The 16,094-nt window shown below is 73.2% G+C and carries 15 protein-coding genes, 1 tRNA gene and 1 pseudogene; 15 read left to right on the top strand and 2 right to left on the bottom strand.

Translation table 11 applies throughout. The features are described 5' to 3' along the window. Together FJR00_RS12325 and FJR00_RS12320 are read right to left on the bottom strand one after the other, a co-directional pair. Window positions 1-1,189, bottom strand: a pseudogene (locus tag FJR00_RS12325) (ISL3 family transposase); the annotation flags it as partial. Window positions 1,190-1,526: 337 nt separating this feature from the next. Continuing rightward, window positions 1,527-1,598: transfer RNA gene (locus FJR00_RS12320), tRNA-Arg, on the bottom strand. A 73-nt stretch (window positions 1,599-1,671) separates the two neighbouring features. On the opposite strand from FJR00_RS12320, the gene argS reads away from it, so the two are divergent. The 15 genes from argS to FJR00_RS12245 all read left to right on the top strand — a co-directional run bounded on the left by argS (window position 1,672) and on the right by FJR00_RS12245 (window position 16,072). Further along, a complete protein-coding gene (gene argS, locus FJR00_RS12315) occupies window positions 1,672-3,336 on the top strand; it encodes an arginine--tRNA ligase (protein WP_141338996.1) in 1,665 nt (554 codons plus the stop codon). A 5-nt stretch (window positions 3,337-3,341) separates the two neighbouring features. Then, window positions 3,342-4,316, top strand: coding sequence for a homoserine dehydrogenase (locus FJR00_RS12310; protein ID WP_141338995.1), 975 nt, complete (start codon window positions 3,342-3,344; stop codon window positions 4,314-4,316). A gap of 216 nt (window positions 4,317-4,532) precedes the next feature. Next, window positions 4,533-6,485: a transcription termination factor Rho gene (rho, locus tag FJR00_RS12305; protein ID WP_272949583.1), complete on the top strand. Its 1,953-nt coding sequence runs from the start codon at window positions 4,533-4,535 to the stop codon at window positions 6,483-6,485. 23 nt (window positions 6,486-6,508) lie between these two features. Next, window positions 6,509-7,564 carry a Glu/Leu/Phe/Val dehydrogenase dimerization domain-containing protein gene (locus FJR00_RS12300; RefSeq protein ID WP_141338993.1) on the top strand — a complete coding sequence of 352 codons (1,056 nt, stop codon included), beginning with the start codon at window positions 6,509-6,511 and terminating at the stop codon, window positions 7,562-7,564. After that, the gene (locus FJR00_RS12295; RefSeq protein WP_141338992.1) at window positions 7,561-7,938 is read left to right on the top strand and encodes a nuclear transport factor 2 family protein; all 378 of its coding nucleotides are present in this window, start codon (window positions 7,561-7,563) and stop codon (window positions 7,936-7,938) included. The genes FJR00_RS12300 and FJR00_RS12295 overlap by 4 nt, the downstream gene beginning before the upstream one ends. A 119-nt stretch (window positions 7,939-8,057) precedes the next feature. Beyond that, a complete protein-coding gene (gene rpmE / locus FJR00_RS12290) occupies window positions 8,058-8,276 on the top strand; it encodes a 50S ribosomal protein L31 (protein ID WP_075957440.1) in 219 nt (72 codons plus the stop codon). 102 nt (window positions 8,277-8,378) lie between these two features. Continuing rightward, a complete protein-coding gene (gene prfA, locus FJR00_RS12285) occupies window positions 8,379-9,470 on the top strand; it encodes a peptide chain release factor 1 (RefSeq protein ID WP_141338991.1) in 1,092 nt (363 codons plus the stop codon). Beyond that, entirely contained in the window at window positions 9,467-10,342 is an 876-nt protein-coding gene (gene prmC / locus FJR00_RS12280) for a peptide chain release factor N(5)-glutamine methyltransferase (protein ID WP_141338990.1), read from the top strand. The genes prfA and prmC overlap by 4 nt, the downstream gene beginning before the upstream one ends. A gap of 353 nt (window positions 10,343-10,695) precedes the next feature. Next, window positions 10,696-11,505: an L-threonylcarbamoyladenylate synthase gene (locus tag FJR00_RS12275; protein WP_075957439.1), complete on the top strand. Its 810-nt coding sequence runs from the start codon at window positions 10,696-10,698 to the stop codon at window positions 11,503-11,505. 53 nt (window positions 11,506-11,558) lie between these two features. Continuing rightward, window positions 11,559-12,860 carry a serine hydroxymethyltransferase gene (locus FJR00_RS12270; protein WP_141338989.1) on the top strand — a complete coding sequence of 434 codons (1,302 nt, stop codon included), beginning with the start codon at window positions 11,559-11,561 and terminating at the stop codon, window positions 12,858-12,860. Window positions 12,861-12,919: 59 nt separating this feature from the next. After that, the gene (locus tag FJR00_RS12265) at window positions 12,920-14,023 is read left to right on the top strand and encodes a glycosyltransferase family 4 protein (protein ID WP_075957437.1); all 1,104 of its coding nucleotides are present in this window, start codon (window positions 12,920-12,922) and stop codon (window positions 14,021-14,023) included. A 79-nt stretch (window positions 14,024-14,102) separates the two neighbouring features. Next, the gene (locus FJR00_RS12260) at window positions 14,103-14,540 is read left to right on the top strand and encodes a hypothetical protein (protein ID WP_141338988.1); all 438 of its coding nucleotides are present in this window, start codon (window positions 14,103-14,105) and stop codon (window positions 14,538-14,540) included. Continuing rightward, window positions 14,537-14,827 carry an AtpZ/AtpI family protein gene (locus FJR00_RS16010; protein WP_075957435.1) on the top strand — a complete coding sequence of 97 codons (291 nt, stop codon included), beginning with the start codon at window positions 14,537-14,539 and terminating at the stop codon, window positions 14,825-14,827. Before FJR00_RS12260 ends, FJR00_RS16010 begins: the two co-directional genes overlap by 4 nt. Before the next feature lie 88 nt (window positions 14,828-14,915). Next, on the top strand, window positions 14,916-15,737 hold the full coding sequence (atpB, locus tag FJR00_RS12250) for a F0F1 ATP synthase subunit A (protein WP_237770036.1): 822 nt from the start codon (window positions 14,916-14,918) through the stop codon (window positions 15,735-15,737). Between the two features lie 119 nt (window positions 15,738-15,856). Further along, on the top strand, window positions 15,857-16,072 hold the full coding sequence (locus FJR00_RS12245) for an ATP synthase F0 subunit C (protein WP_075957433.1): 216 nt from the start codon (window positions 15,857-15,859) through the stop codon (window positions 16,070-16,072). Window positions 16,073-16,094 lie beyond the last annotated feature (22 nt).

Below are 16,094 nucleotides of genomic sequence, written 5' to 3'. Positions count from 1 at the left end.
CGGCATCTGTAGTTTCGGTGGTTGCGGTACCCGCGCCCGACCCTCTTGATCGTCTTGGCGGTCAGGTTCGCCGCCTCGGTGCGCGCGTTCGTGACCCTGGTCCTGCAGAACGTGAGCAGCTCGCGTCGCCAGGCCCGCAGGTGCGGAACAGCGCCACCGGCTCGGGCAGGCGGGTGGCGCGCACGGCGCTCTCGAGGCGGGCCCAGTGCCGCTGGAACGAGGACGTGTCCCGGGCGGTGAGGACCTGGCGGACGTGCTCCTGCCGGACGGTGAGCCGGTCGCCGGCGCAGGTGAGCAGCTTGCGGTACCTCCACGGGGTGTCGGTCGCCCGGCCGCGACGCTCGTGCAGCTCCCACACCCGACGGCGCCTCACCTTGGTGACCATCTCGTTGGCCAGCCGCACCACGTGCCAGTGGTCCACGCTGACCCTCGCCCGGGGTAGTGCCTTGCGGACGGCGGCACGGAACTCACTGGACATGTCGAGCGCGACGATCTGCACGCGCCGGCGCCACCACCGCGGCCGGGCGCCCAGCCACGCCTTGACCGTCGCGCCGCGGCGGCCGTCGACGACGTCCAGGATCGCGCCGTCGTCCAGGTCGGTGAACACGATCGACCACGGCTCGATCCGCTTCACCGTCTGGGTGTCGGGGTCGCGCAGGTAGCGCACGGTGCGGAACCGGTGCTCATCGATCCCCAGGCGCTTGACGTGCCGACGGTCGACGCCGGTGTCCAGGTCCAGGGTGGTGGTCAGCATCCGCATCACCGTCGGCCACGACAGGTCCGCCTCGTCCGCGACCCGGGACACCGCGCGCGGCTCGGCCCGGCAGGCGCTGATCACCTGCTCGGCCAGCCTCGTCGTCACCCGGGCCCGGGCGGGCAGCTGCTCGGTCTCCTCGGTGAACGAGCGCCGCGGGCACAGCGCCTCACGGCAGGCGTAGCGCCGCTTGCGCACGAGCACGTCGAGCCGCTCACCACCGCAGGCCACGTCTTTCACGTGCTGGACCGGCCTGGCGTGCACCCGTGAGGAGAGCACCCCGCAGGACGGGCAGGCGCCCTCGCCCGTGGTCGTCTCGATCACCACCTGCCGCACCCGCTCACCGCCAAGGGCAGGGCTGGCCGTCACGACTCGGTAGCCGGACAGGTTGAACAGGATCGACGCCGCATCGACGTCGAACGTAGGCTGGTGCACGCTCGCGGTCCTCGCTCATGAGATGTCTAGACAACACCCATGTTGGCGCAGGGCCGCGAGCCCCGCTTCAGGGCCCCACCACGCTCAAAGTCGAAGAGCCGCCATTGACGGAAGCGGTCGGCGAAGTCGTCGTCGCGGCGTCTGCCGAGTTCGAGCTCACCGACTCTGGCTGGCCATACGCTCCTAGCTGCGTCTGGCGTTGGTCAGCAGGTTCTGGGCCCGGCGCGCGGACCTGAGGTCTGAGTAGTCCGGGACGGGGCAGTGGCGTTGTTGCACGTATGTTGCACGTACGGAACGCCCCAAAGCCGGACGCGCAGGTCAGAGGCCTTCTACGTTGCGCCCCCGGCAGGATTCGAACCTGCGCTCCCGCCTCCGGAGGGCGGTGCTCTATCCCCTGAGCTACGGGGGCAACGACGAGAAACTGTAGCAGGCGCCGGGTGCTGCTCCGAACCCCGCGCCGGGCCACCACTAGACTCCCGGGGGTGACCCCAGACCAGCTCGCCGACGCCATCCACGCCGTCCTGACCGAGGCCGTCGCCCGGGGGGACCTGCCGGTCGCCGTCCCGGAGCGTTCGGCCGTCCGGGTCGAACGGCCGCGGACCCGCGAGCACGGCGACTGGGCGTCGAACGTCGCCCTCCAGCTGGCCAAGCAGGCCGGCATGCCTCCCCGTGAGCTCGCCGGGCAGCTCGCCGACGCGCTCGGGCAGGTGCCCGGCGTGGCCCGGGTGGACGTCGCCGGCCCCGGCTTCCTCAACATCACCGTCGACGCCGCCAGCGCCGGGGAGCTGGCCCGGACGATCGTCGAGGCGGGAGCCGCGTACGGCCGGGGCGAGGCCCTGGCGGGTGAGCGGATCAACCTGGAGTTCGTCTCGGCCAACCCGACCGGCCCGATCCACCTGGGCGGCACCCGGTGGGCCGCCGTGGGCGACGCCCTGGCCCGGGTGCTGCAGGCCTCGGGGGCGGACGTGGTGCGGGAGTACTACTTCAACGACCACGGCGCCCAGATCGACCGGTTCGCCCGGTCGCTGCTGGCCGCGGCCCAGGGGCGGCCGGCCCCCGTGGACGGCTACGCCGGTGCCTACGTCAGCGACATCGCCCGGCGGGTCCTGGAGGTCGAGCCGGACGCGCTCGACCTGCCCGACGAGGAGGCGCAGGAGCGGTTCCGGGCGGTCGGCGTGGCCCTGATGTTCGAGGAGATCAAGGCCTCCCTGCACGAGTTCGGCGTCGACTTCGACGTCTACTTCCACGAGAACTCCGTCCACGAGTCAGGGGCGGTCCGCCGTGCGGTCGACCGGCTCACCGAGCTGGGGGTGATGTACGAGAAGGACGACGCCCTGTGGCTGCGGACCACCGACTACGGGGACGACAAGGACCGGGTCGTGCTCAAGAGCGACGGGCAGCCGGCCTACATCGCCGGCGACCTGGCCTACTACCTCGACAAGCGCGAGCGTGGCTTCGACCGGGCGATCATCATGCTCGGCGCCGACCACCACGGCTACGTCAGCCGGATGATGGCGATGTGCGCCGCCTTCGGGGACGAGCCGGGGACCAACCTGGAGATCCTCATCGGACAGATGGTCAACCTCGTCAAGGACGGGCAGCCGGTGCGGATGTCCAAGCGGGCCGGGACCGTCGTCGTCCTGGAGGACCTGGTCTCGGCGGTCGGCGTGGACGCGGCCCGCTACGCCCTGACCCGGTCCTCGGCCGACAGCAACATCGACATCGACCTGGACCTGCTCACCCGCCGCAGCACGGAGAACCCGGTCTACTACGTCCAGTACGCTCACGCGCGCACCTGCAACGTGGCCCGGCTGGCCGCCGAGGACGGGGTGCGCCGGGAGGACGGCTTCGACCCCTCGCTGCTCGGCCACGAGACCGAGGCCGCCCTCCTCGCCGTGCTCGGGGACTACCCCCGGGTGCTGGCCCAGGCGGCCCAGCTGCGGGAGCCCCACCGGGTGGCCCGCTACCTCGAGGAGCTGGCCGGCCGGTTCCACAAGTGGTACGACGAGTGCCGGGTCCGACCGGTGGACGCGGACGAGGAGATCACCGACCTGCACCGGAGCCGGCTGTGGCTCAACGACGCCACCCGGCAGGTGCTTGCGAACGGGCTGGCCCTGCTCGGCGTCTCGGCCCCGGAACGGATGTGACCGACATGACCGCACCCCCCGTCCGGATCGCCCTGCTCGGAGCCGGCACCGTCGGTGCCGCGGTCGCCCGCCGCCTCGTCGGCCGCGCGGACCTCTACGAGAGACGGACCGGTCGCCGGTTCGAGCTCGCCGGCGTCGCCGTGCGGGACACCGCCCGGCCCCGGGAGGGGATCGACCCCTCGCTCATCACCGACGACGCCGAGACGCTCGTCGACCGGGCCGACGTGGTGGTGGAGGTCATGGGGGGCATCCAGCCCGCCCGCGCCCTCGTCGAGCGGGCCCTGCGGCGCGGCGTGCCGGTCGTGACCGCCAACAAGCAGCTGATCGCCCAGCACGGCCCCGCGCTGCACGCCCTCGCCGACGAGCACGGCACGTCGCTGGAGTACGAGGGCGCCGTGGTCGCCGCGGTCCCGGTCCTGTCCGTGGTCAGGGAGGCGCTCGCCGGGGACGTCGTCACGGCGATCTCCGGCGTCGTCAACGGGTCGACGAACTTCGTGCTCGACCTCGTCGCCCGTCGCGGGGTGCCCTTCGAGGAGGCCGTGCGTCAGGCCGGTGAGCTGGGCTACCTGGAGGCGGACCCGACCGAGGACCTCGAGGGCCTGGACGCCGCGGCCAAGATCGTCATCCTGGCCCGCGCGGCCTGGGGCGTGCCGGTCACGCTCGAGGACGTCCAGCGGCGCGGCATCGCCGACCTGACCGACGAGGACTTCCGGCAGGCCGCGGGGGCGGGGACCGTGATCAAGCTGGTCGCCTCCGCCTGGTGCCGCGGGTCCGCGGGGCACCGACGGGTCGAGGTCGCCGTCCGGCCGGTGGCCCTGCCGCAGGACGACCCGCTGGCCCAGGCCCGGGAGAGCGCGAACGTGCTGATCATCGAGGCCGAGAGCGCCGGGACGCTGCGGCTCCAGGGGGCCGGCGCCGGCGGCGACGAGACCGCCTCGGCGGTCCTGGGCGACATCGTGCGGGTGGTCCGCCGGGGCTGACGCCGTGTTATGTTGGGGCCATTCCGTGAGCGGTCCGGCCGGTCCAGGTCGAGCTCCGGAACATCCATCCACGGACCGACGTCCATCGACGTCCGGTCGCCCGACCGACGATCCGGCTCGCGTCCGTGGCACGTCCCCGTCCGGCGCCGTCCGCGTCGGACCACACCCCAGGACCCCATGTCCGGCGCAGCCCGGGCCGAGGGGGAAGGACAGTACGTGACCGACATCAGTCAGGCTGCCACGACCAGGACCGGTGCGCTCAGCACCCTCCGACTGGCCGAGCTGCAGCAGCTCGCCTCGAGCATGGGCATCGCCGTCGACGCCAAGATGCGCAAGGCCGACCTCGTCTCCGCCATCCGCGAGCGCCGCGGTGGTGGCGACGTCCGCACCGGCGACGGCGCCGGACGCCCGGCGCAGTCCCCCCGCAAGGAGCAGCCCGCGCGGGCGGATCAGCCCGCGCAGGCGGAGCAGCCCGCCCGCGAGGAGCGGTCCTCCGGCGAGGGCGGGCCGGCGGTCGACCTCGACGCCGTCCTGGACCGGGCCGAGGCCCAGCGGGAGGGCGGGCGCACCCGCCGCACCCGTCGTGCCGGTTCCTCGGCCGGAGCGCCGCGCGTCGACGAACGCGCGGGCTCGGGCGAGGAGAACCGCCGGGACCAGGGGCGCCAGGACCGGCGCGACGAGCGCCAGGACCGGCGCGACGAGCAGCACCAGCGACGGGACGGCCGTGGACAGAACGGCGGCGACCAGAACGGCGGCGACCGCTCCCAGCAGGGGGGCGACCAGCGTCAGGGCGACCAGCGGCAGGGCGACCAGCGCCAGGGCGGCCAGGGCGGGGACGAGGACGACGACGGCCGTGGCCGCCGCCGGCGCAACCGTCAGCGCAGCCGGGACCGCAAGCGCGGGCGCGGCCCCGGGGGCGAGGACCAGCAGCGCCAGGGCGGTCAGACCGGGGGCCAGCGGGACGTCGAGGAGAGCTACTCCGAGGAGGACGTGCTCGTCCCCGTCGGCGGCGTGCTCGACCTGCTGGACAGCTACGCCTTCATCCGCACGACCGGCTACCTGCCCGGTCCGACGGACATCTACGTCCCGCTGGGCATGGTCCGCAAGTACGGCCTGCGCAAGGGCGACGCCGTCACCGGCGCGATCAAGGCCCCGCAGGACGGGCAGGACCACACCCAGACCGTCTCCTCGACCGGCAACAAGCGTGACCGTGGCAAGTTCGCCGCGCTCGTGCGGCTGGACTCGATCAACGGCCAGAGCCCCGAGCAGGCCCGGCAGCGGCCCGAGTTCAGCCGGCTGACCCCGCTCTACCCTCAGGACCGGCTGCGCCTGGAGACCGACCAGAAGAACCTGACCACCCGGGTCATCGACCTGGTCGCGCCGATCGGCAAGGGCCAGCGCGGACTCATCGTCTCCCCGCCCAAGGCGGGCAAGACGATGATCATGCAGGCGATCGCCAACGCCATCAGCCAGAACAACCCCGAGGTCCACCTCATGATCGTCCTGGTGGACGAGCGTCCGGAGGAGGTCACCGACTTCGAGCGGACCGTGCAGGGCGAGGTCATCGCCTCCACCTTCGACCGTCCGGCCGTGGACCACACCACGGTCGCCGAGCTGGCCATCGAGCGGGCCAAGCGCCTGGTCGAGCTGGGCCAGGACGTCGTGGTCCTGCTCGACGGCATCACCCGGCTGGGCCGCGCCTACAACCTGTCGGCCCCGGCCTCGGGCCGGATCCTGTCCGGCGGCGTCGACTCCTCGGCGCTGTACCCGCCGAAGAAGTTCTTCGGCGCGGCCCGCAACATCGAGAACGGCGGCTCGCTGACGATCCTGGCGACCGCGCTGGTCGAGACCGGCTCCAAGATGGACGAGGTGATCTTCGAGGAGTTCAAGGGCACCGGCAACATGGAGCTGCGGCTCTCGCGCCACCTGGCCGACCGGCGCACCTTCCCTGCGGTGGACGTGAACGCCTCCGGCACCCGCCGCGAGGAGATCCTCATGGGCGGCGAGGAGCTGAAGATCATGTGGAAGCTGCGCCGGGTGCTCTCCGCGCTCGACCAGCAGCAGGGCATCGAGCTGCTGCTCGACCGTCTGCGTCGCACCAAGCACAACTACGAGTTCCTCACCCAGGTCCAGCAGACGTCCTCGGTCCGGCTGGACGACGAGGACTGACCGGCGTGTGGCACCCTGGCGCCATGCGCCAGGGTGCCCCCGAGGACGACCTGCCCGAGCTCTTCGACGTCGAGCAGGTGATCACCTGCCGGGACGATCGGGTGGGGCTGCGGGCCGTCGTCGCGATCGACGACACCACGCTGGGACCGGGCTTCGGCGGGGTCCGCTGGCGCCCCTACCCCTCGACCGGGGCCGCCGTCGCGGAGGCCCAGCGGCTGGCCAGGGCGATGACGCTCAAGCACGCGCTGGCCGAGCTGCCCTACGGCGGTGCCAAGTCCGTGGTCCTCGCGGACGGCCCCCTGCCGGCCCCCGGCTCGGCGGGGCGGGTCGCGCTGATGGAGCGCTACGGCGACTTCGTGGCCCGGACCGCGGGCAGCTACGTGCCCGGCGTGGACATGGGGACGACGGTCGCCGACATGCAGACGATCCGGGGGCGGGGGGCGCGCGCCTTCTGCGACGAGGTGGACCCGGGGCCCTACACCGGCCGCGGTGTGTATGCCGCCATGCGGGCGGCGGTGCGGCACGCGCTGGGGCGGGGGATGGACGGCGTGCGCGTCGTGGTCCAGGGCGCCGGCCACGTCGGCGCCGACGTGGCCCGTCGGGCCGCCGCCGACGGGGCGCACCTGGTGGTCGCCGACGTCGACGAGGCGCGGGCGCGGGCCGTGGCGGCCGAGGTGGGGGGAGAGGTGGTGGCGGCCGAGGCGGCCGTGACCACCGACTGCGACGTGCTGGCTCCGTGCGCCGTGGCCCGGGTGCTGACGGCGCCGGTCGTCGGCTCCCTGCGCGCCCGCGTCGTCTGCGGGGCGGCCAACGACATGCTGGACACCCCCGAGGTCGCCGACCTGCTCCGGGACGCCGGCGTCACCGTCGTGCCCGACTTCCTCGCCAACGCCGGGGGCGTGGTCCAGGTGCACGCCGGGCAGGCGGGGTGGTCGGAGGAGCAGCTCGTCGCCCGGCTCGAGGCGATCGGCGACCGGGCGGCGGAGGTCCTGCGGGACGCGGACGAGCACGGGACGACCCCGGTCGAGGCCGCCCGGCGGCGTGCCCTGGCCCGGCTGACGGCGGGGGGAGCGGGATGAGCGGGGGGACGGACGCGGCCGCCGACCTGACGGCCCGCACGCGGTACTACTACGAGCGGGTCGACGCCGGCGACGTGGCGGCCGTGCTCGACTGGTTCGCCGAGGACGCGGTCTACCACCGGCCCGGCTACCCCCCGATGCTCGGCCGGGAGGCCTTGCGGCGCTTCTACGGGGGCGAGCGGGTCATCGAGTCCGGGGCCCACCACCTGGACGAGCTCGTGGTGCAGGACCGGCGGGTGGCGGTGCGTGGCCGGTTCGTGGGCCGGCTGCGGGACGGCTCCGCGGTCGAGGTGGGCTTCGCGGACTTCCTCGCCTACGACGCGGACGGCCGGGTCCGGGAGCGACGCAGCTTCTTCGACGTGCCGGCGGTGTGACCGCCCGCGGGAATGGACCCGGACCGCCCCGCTCTGGCAGAATGTCCCGTTGGCCCACCGGTTCACGGCGGCGCTGCCGCGCCACCGACCCGGGGAACCCGCCACCCCTAGGAGAAGACATGAAGAAGGACATCCACCCGGAGTACGTCGAGACCCAGGTGACCTGCACCTGCGGGGCGTCGTTCACCACCCGCAGCACCGCCACGTCCGGGCGCATCAGCGCCGACGTGTGCTCCAGCTGCCACCCGTTCTACACCGGCAAGCAGAAGATCCTGGACACCGGTGGCCGCGTCGCCCGCTTCCAGGAGCGCTACGGCAAGAAGGCCGACGCCAAGTAGGCCTCCCGACGCCGGTCCCGCGAGCAGCTCGCGGGGCCGGCGTCTGCCGTTCCCGGTCCGCCTCCAGGTCGACCGTCGCCCCACCATCCCGAGAGGTTGCTGATGTCCACCTCCGACTTCGGCTCCGCCCTCCCCCTCCTGGCCGAGCACGCCGAGATCGAGCAGCGGCTCGGCGACCCGGCCGTGCACGGCGACCCGACCGCCCTGCGGCGCCTCAACACCAGGTATGCCGCGCTCACGCCGACCGTCGGGGCCTACCGCGCCTGGGAGCGGGCCGCCGGGGACCTCGCGACCGCGCGCGAGCTCGCCGTCGACGACCCGTCCTTCGCCGAGGAGGTCCCGTCGCTGGAGCAGGCGGAGGCCGCCGCGGCCGAGGTCCTGCGCCGTCAGCTGGTGCCCCGCGACCCCGACGACGACCGCGACGTCATCCTCGAGGTCAAGGCCGGCGAGGGCGGCGAGGAGTCGGCCCTCTTCGCCGGCGACCTGCTGCGGATGTACCTGCGGTACGCCGAGCGGCGGGGCTGGCGCACCGAGCTGCTCGACGCGACCCCGTCCGACCTGGGCGGCTACAAGGACGCCCGGGTCTCGGTCCAGGCCACGGGTACGCCGGTGCCGGGCGAGGCGCCGTGGGCGCGGCTGAAGTACGAGGGCGGCGTGCACCGCGTGCAGCGGGTCCCGGTGACCGAGAGCCAGGGCCGGATCCACACCTCCGCGGCAGGGGTGCTCGTCATGCCCGACGTCGAGGACCCCGCCGAGGTCGCGCTGGACGGCAACGACCTCAAGATCGACGTCTTCCGCTCCTCCGGACCGGGCGGGCAGTCGGTCAACACCACCGACTCCGCGGTGCGCATCACCCATCTGCCCTCGGGGCTGGTCGTCTCCTGCCAGAACGAGAAGTCGCAGCTGCAGAACAAGGAGTCGGCGCTGCGGGTCCTGCGCGCCCGGCTGCACCAGATCGCCGTCGACGAGGCCGAGGCGGCCGCCAGCGAGCAGCGCCGCAGCCAGGTGCGCACGGTGGACCGCAGCGAGCGCATCCGCACCTACAACTTCCCGGAGAACCGGATCGTCGACCACCGCACCGGGTTCAAGGCCTACAACCTGGACCAGGTCGTCGACGGGGACCTCGACCCGGTGGTGCAGTCGGCGGTCGACGCCGACGAGGCCGAGCGCCTGGCCCGGGCGGGCGACCGGTGACCGGGTCCCCGGACACCGTCGACGCGCTGGTCCGCGGGGCGGCCGCCCGGCTGGCCCCGGCGGGCGTCCCGAGCCCCACCGTCGACGCGGAGGTCCTGCTCGCGCACGTCCTGGGCCGGTCCGTGGGCGAGCTGCGCCGGGCCCGCCTCCTGGGCGAGGTGGTGCCGCACCCGGGCGCGACGGCATACCACGAGCTCGTGGACCGCCGGGCCGCTCGGGTGCCGCTGCAGCACCTCACCGGGACGGCGCACCTGGGCGGGGTCGACCTCGTCGTGGGGCCGGGGGTGTTCGTGCCGCGGCCCGAGACCGAGGTGCTCGTCGGGCTGGCGCTGGCGGCCCTGGACGAGGTGGACGCGCCGACCGTGGTCGACCTGTGCACGGGCAGCGGGGCGATCGCCCTCGCCGTGTCCCGCGCGCGTCCCGACGCCCGGGTGGGGGCGGTGGAGCTGGCCGAGGACGCCCACCGGTACGCGGTGCGGAACGTGGAGCGCACCGGGCTCCCGGTCGACCTGCGGCTGGGCCGCGCGCAGGAGGCGTTCGAGGACCTGGTCGGCCGGGTGGACGTCGTGACGAGCAACCCGCCCTACATCCCCCCGGACGCCGTCCCGGTCGACGTCGAGGTGAGGGAGCACGACCCCCGGGTGGCCCTCTACGGCGGCGGGGACGACGGTCTGCAGGTGCCGCTCGAGGTCGCCGCGCGGGCGGCCGTGCTGCTCCGTCCGGGCGGGGTGCTGCTCATGGAGCACGCCGCGGCGCAGGGTCGCAGCCTGCCGGAGGCGCTGGCGGCCCAGGGCTGCTGGTCCTCGGTCGAGGACCACGACGACCTCGCGGGGCTGCCGAGGGTGGTCCGGGCGGTCCGCGCCGGGCCGTGAACGACACCGCCCCGGACCCGCGACGTGCGCGGACCGGGGCGGGCCGTGAGGGGAGGGGTCGTGATCAGAAGATCCAGATCAGCAGGGCAATGATGAGCAGGATGCCCACGATCGTCCAGATCAGGCCGCTTCCGCGCATGATTCTCACTCTCCTTCGGTGGCCCGGGCGCGGGGTGCGCCCAGGTCGTCGTCCTCCACTGTTGAGCAACGGAGGGACGCGCGCAACTCTAGGTGACACGGGGACGTGGCGGAGCGCACCACGCCCGGGGTGGCGGTGAGACACTGGGTGCCGACGGCCGGGCGACCCGGTCGGCACGTCAGCCCCCGCCCCGACCCCGCCGGAGGAGACCCCGATGCCCGTTGGCCCGCCCGTGCAGGACCGGCTGCTGGACTGCACCGACCCGCGGACCCGGCAGCAGGCCCTCGACCGGGCCGCCGAGGCGGTCCGTGCCGGCAAGGTCGTGGTGCTGCCCACCGACACCGTCTACGGCGTGGGGGCGGACGCCTTCGACGTGGTGGCGGTGGCGATGGTGCTGGCGGCCAAGCACCGGGGCCGGGAGATGCCCCCGCCGGTCCTGGTGCCCGACCCGCGGACCGTGGAGGGCCTGGCCGTCGACGTGCCGATGTACGCCCGCATCCTCATGCGGCACTTCTGGCCCGGTCCGCTCACGCTCGTGCTGCGCGCGCAGCCGTCGCTGCGGTGGGACCTGGGCGAGACGAACGGGACGGTGGCGCTGCGGATGCCGGACGACGAGGTGGCCCTGTCGCTGCTCGCCGAGGTGGGGCCGATGGCCGTGACGAGCGCCAACGTCACCGGCAGCCCGGCCGCCACCACCGGGACGGAGGCCGTCGAGCAGCTGGGCGCGGCCGTCGCCGTCTACCTCGACGACGGGCCCCGGACGGGCGGTCTGCCCTCGACGATCCTGGACTGCACCGGGGAGGAGCCGGGGCTCCTGCGCACCGGTGCCCTGTCCGTGGAGGACGTCCGGGCGGTCCTGGGCACGACGCGGCTGCGGGAGCCCGGGGAGGTGGACGCCGAGGTCGAGGAGGCTCCCGACGGCCCGGCCGGGCAGGGCACGGCGGGGCCGGCGGACCTCGTGGGCAGCGTGAGCCCGAGCGGGGTGGCCGTGCCGGCCACGGCCTTCCGCACCCTGAGCCGCTGAGTCGGTCGCGGCGCGCCCCCCGCCGACGGGGACGACCCCCTACAGTGGGGCCCATGACCACCGCCGTGACCCCCGACACGTACTACGGCCCCAGCTTCGCGAGCCTGCTGGACCAGGATCCGCAGATCGCCGAGCTGCTCGTGGCCGAGCTGGACCGGCAGCGCAGCGGGCTGCAGCTGATCGCCAGCGAGAACCAGACCAGTCCGGCGGTCCTGGCGGCCCTGGGCTCGACCCTGTCGAACAAGTACGCCGAGGGTTATCCCGACGCCCGCTACTACGGCGGCTGCGCGGAGGTCGACAAGGTCGAGAAGCTGGCGGTCGAGCGGGCCAAGCAGCTCTTCGGGGCCGACCACGCCAACGTCCAGGCGCACTCGGGGGCCAGCGCCAACCAGGCGGTGTACGGCGCCTTCGCCTCGCCGGGGGACACCATCCTGGCGATGTCGCTGGACCACGGCGGCCACCTGACCCACGGCTTCAAGGTCAGCTTCTCCGGCAAGTGGTTCAACGCCGTCCACTACGGCGTGCACCCCGACACCGAGGACATCGACTACGACCAGGTCGAGGCGCTGGCCAAGGAGCACCGCCCCAAGGTCATCCTCGCCGGGGGCTCGGCGATCCCCCGGCTCATCGACTTCGAGCGCTTCCGCGCCATCGCCGACGAGGTCGGTGCCATCTTCTGGGTCGACGCGGCGCACTTCATCGGCCTCGTCGCCGGCAAGGTCATCCCCTCCCCGGTCCCGCACGCCGACGTGGTCTCCTTCACCACCCACAAGGTGCTGCGCGGACCACGGGGCGGCGCGATCGTGTGCAAGGCGGAGCACGCCAAGAAGATCGACCGGGCGGTGTTCCCGATGATGCAGGGGGGACCGCTCATGCACGCGGTCGCCGGCAAGGCGGTCAACTTCGCCGAGTGCGCGACGCCGGCCTACCAGGCCTACGCCCAGCAGGTGCTCGACAACTCCCGGGCGCTGGCCGGCGGCCTGGACAGCCGTGGCATCCGCCCGATCACCGGGGGCACCGACACGCACCTGTCGCTGCACGACCTGCGCGGCGTGGGTGTCACCGGTGTCGACGCGGAGGCCCGGTGCGACGCGGCCGGCATCGTGCTGAACAAGAACGCCATCCCGTTCGACCCGGAGAAGCCGAACGTGGCCTCCGGCATCCGCGTCGGCAGCCCGTCCGTGACGACCCAGGGGATGGGGCCCGAGCAGATGGAGACCGTCGCCGAGCTCATCCACCGGGCCGTGACCCGGACCGACGGGGACCCGGACCACGCGGTCGCCCGGGAGATCCGGGCGGAGGTGGGCGAGCTGCTCACCTCCTACCCGGCCTACCCGGAGCCGCAGGCCGGCTGAGCCGGACATCGACCGACCGACCCCGGGGGACCGGAGGCCGTCGGGGAAGGTGACCTGACGTGCGCGAGTTCCTCATGGTGCTGCTGACCGCGGCGGTCGTCACGTACCTGGCGACCCCGCTGGTCCGGCGGCTCGCGCTCGTCGTCGGGGCGATCACCCCCGTGCGCGACCGGGACGTGCACGCCACCCCGGTGCCGCGGCTCGGGGGCGTGGCCATGCTCCTCGGCTTCGCCGCCGCGGTCGTGCTCGGCTCCCAGCTGCCCTACCACGGGCAGCTCTTCGACTCCTCGCCCCAGCTCTACGGGGTGCTCGCGGCGGCCACCCTCGTCACGCTGCTCGGGGCGCTGGACGACGTCCGGGACCTGGACTGGGCGACCAAGCTGGCCGGCCAGGTGGTCGCCGGGGCCGTGATGGCCTTCTTCGGCGTCCAGCTCCTGTCGCTGCCGATCGCCGGGGTCACGGTCCTGCCCGAGCCGGTCATGGTGACCCTCACCGTCCTCGTCGTCGTCGTGTCCACGAACGCGGTCAACTTCATCGACGGCCTGGACGGGCTGGCGGCCGGGGTCGTGCTCATCGCCGCCTCGGCGTTCTTCGGGTGGTCCTACCTGGTGAGCACGAACTTCGACCCGCCCAACGTGTTCTCCACCGCGACCTTCATCAGCGCGGCCCTCATCGGGGTGTGCCTGGGCTTCCTGCCGCACAACTTCCACCCGGCCCGGCTGTTCATGGGCGACGCCGGCGCCCTGCTGCTGGGGCTGCTGCTGGCCGCCGCGACGATCTCGATGACCGGCTCGGTCGACCCCAGCTCCTCGGTGGCGACCGCCTCGGCCGCGACCGCGATCCTGCTGCCGCTGCTCATCCCGATCGCCATCATGGCCCTGCCCTTCCTGGACATCGTGCTGGCGGTGCTGCGGCGGACCCGTGCGGGGCAGCTGCCCTGGAAGCCGGACCGCGGCCACCTGCACCACCGGCTGCTCGACATCGGCCACAGCCACCGTCGGGCGGTGGTCGTCCTCTACCTGTGGTCCGGCCTCATCGCCGTCGGGGCGGTCTCCTTCGCCTACCTGCCGGTGTGGGTCTCCGTCGTGGGCATCCTGCTGCTGCTGGGCCTGGCGATCGCGCTCACCCGACGTCCGGAGAGCGTCCCGGCGAGGACCGCCTGACCGCCCGGCCTGCAGGTTTCCGGCCGGCGCCGGGGCTTGTGATAACTTTCACAAAGTTTCCGACCCCTCAGGAGCAGCCATGACCGCCGCCCCCGCGACGCTCCGTGCGCGCACGCCGGTGGCCTCGATGCTGCTCGGCGGGCTGCTGCCGGTCGCCCCCCTGGTCGTGCTGGTCCCGCTGCTGACGTGGGCCGCCGCCGGCGGCTGGGCGGCGGTGTCGGCCCTGCTGGGGGTGGGAATCTCCGCGGCGGTGTTCGTCCTCGGGGTGCTCGGCATCCGCGGGGTGCTCAGCGGACCCACCGCCACGACCATGGCGGGGGCGTTCGGCGTCCTGATCGTGCAGATGGCCGTGCTCGCGGTGACGATCTGGGCGCTGGCGCAGACAACCTGGCTGCAGGTCCTCCCGCTGGTCGTCGCCTTCGTCGTCACCGGTCTGGTCTTCCAGGCCGGCCTCGTCGTGGGCTACCTGCGGTCCCGTCCCCAGCTGGACGTCACGCTCCCGGGGGAGGTCCGGTGACCGACCCCGGCACCCCGGGCCCCGACGCCGGCCGCCCGGGCGACCCGCCCCGCCCCTCCATCCCCTCGCCGCACGGCGGCACCGAGCGGGAGGTCGTCGGCATGGCCCGGCAGACCGACCTCGGCAACGCCGTGCTGGCCTACCTGCTCGCCGGGCCGGTGGGCTTCGGGGCGCTGGGCTGGGTGCTCGACCTGCTGCTGGGCACCTGGTTCCTGCTGCCCGTCGGGGTGCTCGGCGGGATGGTGCTGTCCATGTACGTCATCTGGCTCAGGTACGGTAGGTCATGACGTCGGTGTCCCACCGCGACCCCACGGCGTCGCACCCTGTCCGGGAGCCAGCCCCGACACCCGTCGAACACCCTGTGAAGGAGAACGCGTGAGTGCGACCATGACGGCCGCTGGGCTGGTGCTGCCCATGGCTGAAGGCGAGTCCAGCCACTTCCCGCCCACGCCGGGCGACTTCTGGCAGCCGCTGTTCGCGATCCCGGGCACCGAGTACTACTTCACCCGGCCGATGCTGCTCATGGCGATCGCCACCGTCATCCTCATGGTCTGGCTGTGGCTGACCACCCGGCAGGCCGCCCTCGTGCCCGGCAAGGGCCAGTGGCTGACCGAGCAGGTCTACAACTTCGGCCGCAACGGCATCGCGCGCGACATGATCGGCAGCAAGGAGTTCATGCCGTTCGTGCCGTTCCTGTTCTCGTTGTTCGTCTTCATCCTGCTGAACAACCTCATGGGCATCGTCCCGCCGTTCCAGAACCCGACGATGGCCCGGGTGGCCTTCCCCATCGGGCTGACGCTGCTGGTGTACGTCGTCTACCACTGGGTGGGGCTGCGCAAGAAGGGCAGCATCGGCGCCTACCTGGGCGGCATGCTCCCCAGCGGCCTGCCGGGGTGGATCAAGCCGTTCATCCTCCTGCTGGAGCTCATCACCTTCTTCATCACCCGCCCGCTGACGCTCGCCCTGCGACTCTTCGGCAACATGTTCGCCGGCCACATGCTCCTGGTCGTCTTCATCGTCGGCGGCTGGTACCTGTTCAAGACCTACGACCCCGGCCTCATGCTGGTCGCCATCCCCGCCTGGATCCTCGGCGTGGCGCTGACCGCCTTCGAGGCGTTGGTCCAGTTCCTGCAGGCCTACGTCTTCACCCTCCTGGCCGCCTCCTACATCGGGGGCGCCCTCGCCGACGAGCACTGACCGTCCCCGCGACGGCCGGCGCCCGCCCGGACCACCGACCACACCCGCACAACTGAATAGTTCCAAGGCCTTCGACGGGGCGCCGCCCCGTCGGGACATCACACAGAAAGAGATACGACGTGACTGGTGACATCACTCTGCTCGGCTACGGCCTGTCCACCATCGGCCCGGCCATCGCCGTGGGTCTGATCTTCGCCGCCTACATCAACGGCGTCGCCCGCCAGCCCGAGGCGCAGGGCAAGCTGCAGCCGATCGCCATCCTCGGCTTCGCGCTCGCCGAGGCGCTGGCCATCTTCGGTCTGGTGCTGTTCTTCATCGCGTTCTTCGTCGGCTGACCCGACCCCGACCCGTCCAGAC

Source organism: Ornithinimicrobium kibberense, from assembly GCF_006519705.1.
Lineage (GTDB): Bacteria > Actinomycetota > Actinomycetes > Actinomycetales > Dermatophilaceae > Ornithinicoccus > Ornithinicoccus kibberensis.
Note: the sequence above shows the minus strand (reverse complement) of the source record. Positions and strands in the feature narration are given on the sequence as shown.